At 67.0% G+C, this 5,397-nt stretch carries 7 protein-coding genes; 4 read left to right on the top strand and 3 right to left on the bottom strand.

Translation table 11 applies throughout. From position 1 onward, the window contains the following. The 3 genes from pepN to prfB form a co-directional block, all read right to left on the bottom strand. On the bottom strand, positions 1-1,735 hold a 1,735-nt coding region (pepN, locus tag Q1W68_RS16625), incomplete at its 3' end, for an aminopeptidase N (RefSeq protein ID WP_300717125.1). Further along, positions 1,728-2,408, bottom strand: a complete 681-nt coding sequence (locus Q1W68_RS16620) for an HAD family phosphatase (RefSeq protein ID WP_300717124.1) — start codon at positions 2,406-2,408, stop codon at positions 1,728-1,730. The genes Q1W68_RS16620 and pepN, both read right to left, overlap by 8 nt. Continuing rightward, positions 2,408-3,512 (bottom strand): peptide chain release factor 2 gene (gene prfB / locus Q1W68_RS16615; protein ID WP_300717123.1). Its coding sequence is split into 2 segments (ribosomal slippage): positions 2,408-3,430 and positions 3,432-3,512, totalling 1,104 coding nucleotides; the frame shifts between segments, so codons are not numbered across the junction. Before prfB ends, Q1W68_RS16620 begins: the two co-directional genes overlap by 1 nt. 102 nt (positions 3,513-3,614) lie before the next feature. Here prfB and Q1W68_RS16610 point away from each other — a divergent pair. The 4 genes from Q1W68_RS16610 to Q1W68_RS16595 form a co-directional block, all read left to right on the top strand. Further along, the gene (locus Q1W68_RS16610) at positions 3,615-3,884 is read left to right on the top strand and encodes a DUF4212 domain-containing protein (protein WP_300717122.1); all 270 of its coding nucleotides are present in this window, start codon (positions 3,615-3,617) and stop codon (positions 3,882-3,884) included. Further along, positions 3,881-4,375 carry a GNAT family N-acetyltransferase gene (locus Q1W68_RS16605; RefSeq protein ID WP_300717121.1) on the top strand — a complete coding sequence of 165 codons (495 nt, stop codon included), beginning with the start codon at positions 3,881-3,883 and terminating at the stop codon, positions 4,373-4,375. Before Q1W68_RS16610 ends, Q1W68_RS16605 begins: the two co-directional genes overlap by 4 nt. Before the next feature lie 44 nt (positions 4,376-4,419). After that, positions 4,420-4,947, top strand: coding sequence for a Cys-tRNA(Pro) deacylase (ybaK, locus tag Q1W68_RS16600; RefSeq protein WP_300717120.1), 528 nt, complete (start codon positions 4,420-4,422; stop codon positions 4,945-4,947). A 101-nt stretch (positions 4,948-5,048) separates the two neighbouring features. Then, a partial coding sequence (locus Q1W68_RS16595; protein WP_300717119.1) for a glycerol-3-phosphate acyltransferase occupies positions 5,049-5,397 on the top strand: 349 nt, incomplete at its 3' end.

Here is a 5,397-nt window from a genome sequence, read left to right as displayed (position 1 = left end):
CTTCCCAGCGGCTGAACGGGTCGCTGTCGTGCTTCAGCAGCACCAGCAGGTCGGCATCGGCCACGTCGTCGGACAGGATCACCGGAGCCGAGAAGCCACGCAGCAGCGACGCCACCGGGGCGCTGTCGATGCCGGTGAAGGTGTAGCTGGTGCACGCCTCGTGCAGCACCAGCACGCGGTGCGTGCCGGCGGCGAGGGATTCACCGTGCAGTTGCAGCGGCAGCGCGTGCCCTTCGCGCGAGATCAGCCCCATCGCCAGCGGCACGACGAATGGCTCGCCGCCCGACGACGCTTGCTCGACGGTCAGCGTGTAGGTGCGCGCTTCGGCATCGAAATGCCCCTGCGCCGACAGCCGCGGCGTGCCGGCCTGTGCGTACCAGCGCTTGAACTGCGGCAGGTGCCGCGCCAGCTCGCTGGCCGGGTTGGCATCGGCGATGGCCTGCGCGAAATCGTCGCAGGTCACCGCCTGGCCGTCGTGGCGCTCGAAATACAGCGTCATGCCGCGTGCGAAGCCGTCGCGGCCGACCAGCGTCTGCATCATGCGCACGACCTCGGCGCCCTTCTCGTAGACGGTGGCGGTGTAGAAATTGTTGATCTGCTGGTAGCTGTCGGGGCGCACCGGGTGCGCCATCGGACCGGCATCCTCGGGGAACTGCAGCTGCCGCAACTGCCGCACGTCCTCGATGCGCCTCACCGCACGGGCGCTCTCGCTGCCCGCCATGTCGATGCTGAACTCCTGGTCGCGGAAGACCGTCAGGCCTTCCTTCAGGCTGAGCTGGAACCAGTCGCGGCAGGTGATGCGGTTGCCGGTCCAGTTGTGGAAGTACTCGTGGCCGACCACGCTCTCGATGCCGGCATAGTCGACATCGGTGGCGGTGGCGGGCGTGGCCAGCACGAACTTGGTGTTGAAGATGTTCAACCCCTTGTTCTCCATCGCGCCCATGTTGAAGTCGCCGACCGCGACGATCATGAAGCGATCCAGATCCAGCGGCAGCTTGAAGCGCGCCTCGTCCCAGACGATGCTGGCGATCAGCGAGTTCATCGCGTGTTCGGTCTTGTCGAGGTCACCGCGACGCACGTACACCTGCAGCAGGTGATCGCGGCCGGCACGGGTGCGGATGTGCTGTTCGCGCGCCACCAGGTCTGCGCCGACCAACGCGAACAGGTAGCTGGGCTTCGGGAACGGGTCGTGCCACACCGCCTGGTGGCGGCCGCCGTCGAGGTCGGTCTGCGAAACCAGGTTGCCGTTCGACAGCAGCACCGGGTAGGCCGCCTTGCTGGCGCGCAGCGTGACGGTGTAGATCGCCATCACGTCGGGCCGGTCGAGGAAGTAGGTGATGCGCCGGAAGCCTTCGGCCTCGCACTGCGTGAACAGCCCGCCGTTCGAGGTGTAGAGCCCCGACAACTGCGTGTTGCGCTCGGGCGAACAGGTGTTGCGGATCTCCAGCGCAAACGGGCCCGGCGGCATGTCCTGCAGGCTGTCGACCACCAGCAGGCCGCCTTCGCTGCGGAACGACACGCTCTCGCCGTTGACCAGCACGCGCAGCACGGTCAGGTCGTCACCGTGCAGCTTCAGCGGCTGCGCCGGCACGGCTGGGTTGCGTTCGAGCTGCATGCGGCTGGTCACCAGCGTCTTCGTCGCATCCAGGTCGAAGGTCAGGTCGACGGTCTTGATCCAGAACGCCGGTGCGGTGTAGTCCTCGCGCCGGATCAGGGGGGCAGTGCCTTCACGCATGGGATGAGGTCGGGTCGGTGGACGGTGTCAGGAGCGACGGCGCCAGAAAGTCTGGCACCAACGCGATCAGGTTGTCGTAGCCGCTGAAAGCCGGCGCCGGCAGCGTGGTGGTCAGCGCGACCGCCCGCATGCGGGCACGTCGCGCCGCCTCGATGCCCAGCGGCGCGTCTTCGAACACCACGCAATCATGCGCCGCACAGCCGAGGCGTCGCGCGGCTTCCAGAAAAATGTCCGGGTGCGGCTTGCCGCGCAACCCGTCGGACGGGCTGACGACGCAATCGACCCAGCCGTCGATGCCGAAGCGCTCGAAGGCGAGTGCCATGTTCTCCGGCGTCGATGCGGTGCACACCGCGAGTCGGTATCCACCGGCCCGGGCGCGCTGCACGAAGTCCTGCGCACCGGCGACCAGTGTCAGCGTGCGGCGCGCGATGTCGCGGTACAGCGCTTCCTTCTCGTCGGCCCAGGCGAGGTGGTCGGCGGCGGGGCGTCCCGGCAGCAGGTCGGCCAGGATCTCGGCGTTGGAGCGCCCGGCGGTGGCCGCGAAGAACGTGGCCTCGTCGATCGGCAGACCGTGCCGCCGATGCCATTCGGTCCAGGCCTGCTGGTGCTGCGTCATGCTGTCGATCAGCGTGCCGTCCAGATCGAACAACAGCGCGGCGGACTCACGCCACATCACACGCCCTGCTTGAGGCTGGCTTCGATGAACGGGTCGAGGTCGCCGTCGAGCACCTTCTGCGTGGCCGACACCTCGTAGCCGGTGCGCAGGTCCTTGATGCGGCTCTGGTCGAGCACGTAGCTGCGGATCTGGTGGCCCCAGCCGACGTCGGTCTTGGTGTCCTCGAGCTTCTGCTGCTCTTCCATGCGCTTGCGCATCTCGAAGTCGAACAGCCGCGAGCGCAGCCGCTTCCAGGCGACGTCGCGGTTGCTGTGCTGGCTGCGGCCGTCCTGGCACTGCACGACGATGCCGGTCGGGATGTGCGTCAGGCGCACCGCCGAGTCGGTCTTGTTGATGTGCTGGCCGCCGGCGCCCGACGCGCGGAAGGTGTCGGTGCGCACATCGGACGGGTTGATGTCGATCTCGATCGAGTCGTCGACCTCGGGGTAGACGAACAGGCTCGCGAACGAGGTGTGGCGCCCGCCGGCCGAATCGAACGGGCTCTTGCGCACCAGCCGGTGCACGCCGGTCTCGGTGCGCAGCAGGCCGAACGCGTACTCGCCCTCGACCTTGATCGTGGCGCTCTTGATGCCGGCGATGTCGCCGGGGGTCTCGTCTTCCAGCGTCGCCTTGAAGCCCTTGCGCTCGCAGTACTTCAGGTACTGGCGCAGCAGCATGCCGGCCCAGTCGCAGGCCTCGGTGCCGCCGGCGCCGGCCTGGATGTCGATGAAGCAGTTGCTCGGGTCGGCCGGGTTGTTGAACATCCGGCGGAACTCGAGCTGGGCCACGATCTCCTCGAGCTTGGCCGCATCGGCTTCGATGGCCAGCAGGCCGTCGAAGTCGCCGTCGGCCTTCGACATGTCGTACAGCTCGGTGTTGTCGGCCAGGTTGCTGGTCAGGTGGTCGATGGTCTGCACCACCGATTCCAGCGTGCGCTTCTCGCGCCCCAGTTCCTGGGCCCGTTTGGGCTCGTTCCAGACGCTCGGGTTCTCGAGCGCCGCGTTGACTTCGTTCAGCCGCAGTGCTTTGCGATCGTAGTCAAAGATACCCCCGGAGGTCGACCGTGCGCTTGCCCAGGTCGGCCAGGTGGTTGCCTATCGCATTGATGTGTTCGACGTCCATGATCGGTTTGTTTCTGCAAAATTTTTGACAACCGATTCTCTCACGCGACCCCCCGTAGACTCGGGTCGGGCGGTCATTCGGAACCCGCTGGAGATCGACGCGATGCAATGGACCGAACGGCACCGGGCCTACTGGCGCCGGAACCTGAAAATCACCGGGTTGCTGCTGACGATCTGGTTCGTCGTGACCTTCGTGCTGGGGTTCTTTGCGCGCGACCTGAACTTCACGTTCTTCGGCTGGCCGTTCAGCTTCTGGGTCGGGGCGCAGGGGGCACCGCTGGTCTATGTGCTCCTGGTGGCCTACTACGCCCACCACATGGACCAACTCGACCGCGAGCACGGCGTGGCCGAAGATGACGACGACGCCCGATGAGCACTGACACGGCTGCCTCCTTTGTGATCCGCGCCGCCGAATTGCGCGATGTCAACCCGATCGTGCAACTGATCCGAGAACTGGCCGCATTCGAGCACCTGACGCACCTGCTGCAGGTCACGCCGGAGAAGCTGCGTCCGCACCTGTTCGGCGAACGGCCGGTGGTCGAGGCGCTGGTGGCCGAGAGCGACGCCACCGTGCTCGGGTTCGCGCTGTTCTTCACCAACTTCTCGACCTTCCTCGCGCAGCCCGGGCTGTACCTCGAAGACCTGTACGTGCAGCCCGCCCAGCGCGGCCGCGGCATCGGAGAGGCGCTGCTCAGCCGGGTCGGTCGCATCGCCGTCGAACGCGATTTCGGGCGCTTCGAGTGGAGCGTGCTCGACTGGAACGCCAACGCGATCCGTTTCTACGAAAAGATGGGCGCGACGGTGATGCCCGATTGGCGCATCTGCCGCGTCACCGGCGATGCGCTGCAACGCTTTCGCGGCTGAGCGATGAGCACGACAGCCCCCTCCTTACCCATTCCGATGTCCCGATGAGCCGCAAAGAACATGCTTCCGAAACCCCCGCGACGCAGCTGCTGAAGCGCCGCGCGGTGATCTATTCCGAACACCTGTACGACTACGTCGAGAACGGCGGCACCGCCGAGTCGGCGCGCCAGCTCGGCGTCGACGAGCACCACGTGGTCAAGACGCTGATCATGGAAGACGACAGCGCGCAGCCGCTGGTCGTGCTGATGCACGGCGACCTGCAGGTCAGCACCAAGAACCTGGCGCGCCAGATCGGCGCGAAGAAGGTGCAGAACTGCAAGCCCGAGGTCGCGCAGCGGCACAGCGGCTACCTGGTCGGCGGCACCTCGCCGTTCGGCACCAAGAAGGCGATGCCGATCTATGTCGAGGCCACGGTGCTCGAACTGCCGCGCATCTACATCAACGGTGGCCAGCGCGGCTACCTGGTCGGCATCGACCCGAAGGTGCTGGTCACGCTGCTCGGCGCGCGTCCGGTGCAGTGTTCGACCGGTGGTGCCGTCGTCGCGCAGGGACCTTTGAAATCGCAACGCTAGTTCAGCGGCGCTGAGCCACGGCGAGCGTGCGGCGGTGCTCGCCGCCCGGAGCCTGGCGGAGCAGGGCGCAAAATTGCAATCGCCGCCACTTTCAGACCCCCATGGAGACCGTCCTTCCCCTTGCTGCCACGCTGCTGGCCTACCTGATCGGTTCCCTGTCGTTCGCCGTGCTCGTCAGCCGCGCGATGGGGCTCGGCGACCCGCGCAGCTACGGCTCGGGCAATCCGGGCGCGACCAACGTGCTGCGCTCGGGCAACAAGGGCGCGGCGCTGCTCACGCTGATGCTCGACGCGCTGAAGGGCTTCATGCCCGTGTGGGCAGTGGCCGCGTTCGGCGAGCCTTTCGGCCTTGGCGAAGGCACGGCGGCGATGGTCGGCGTGGCGGCCTTCGTGGGTCACCTGTGGCCGGTGTTCTTCGGCTTCAAGGGCGGCAAGGGCGTGGCCACCGCCG

Source organism: Hydrogenophaga sp. (genome assembly GCF_030158645.1).
GTDB lineage: Bacteria > Pseudomonadota > Gammaproteobacteria > Burkholderiales > Burkholderiaceae_C > Hydrogenophaga.
The sequence above is the reverse complement of the archived record's forward strand: the minus strand, read 5'-3'. Positions and strand labels throughout refer to the sequence as shown.

Coding starts and splice junctions, on each gene's coding strand:
- Q1W68_RS16620 (WP_300717124.1), bottom strand. CDS start 2,408: ATGTGGCGTGAGTCCGCCGCGCTGTTGTTCGATCTGGACGGCACGCTG.
- Q1W68_RS16610 (WP_300717122.1), top strand. CDS start 3,615: ATGCAATGGACCGAACGGCACCGGGCCTACTGGCGCCGGAACCTGAAA.
- Q1W68_RS16605 (WP_300717121.1), top strand. CDS start 3,881: ATGAGCACTGACACGGCTGCCTCCTTTGTGATCCGCGCCGCCGAATTG.
- ybaK (WP_300717120.1), top strand. CDS start 4,420: ATGAGCCGCAAAGAACATGCTTCCGAAACCCCCGCGACGCAGCTGCTG.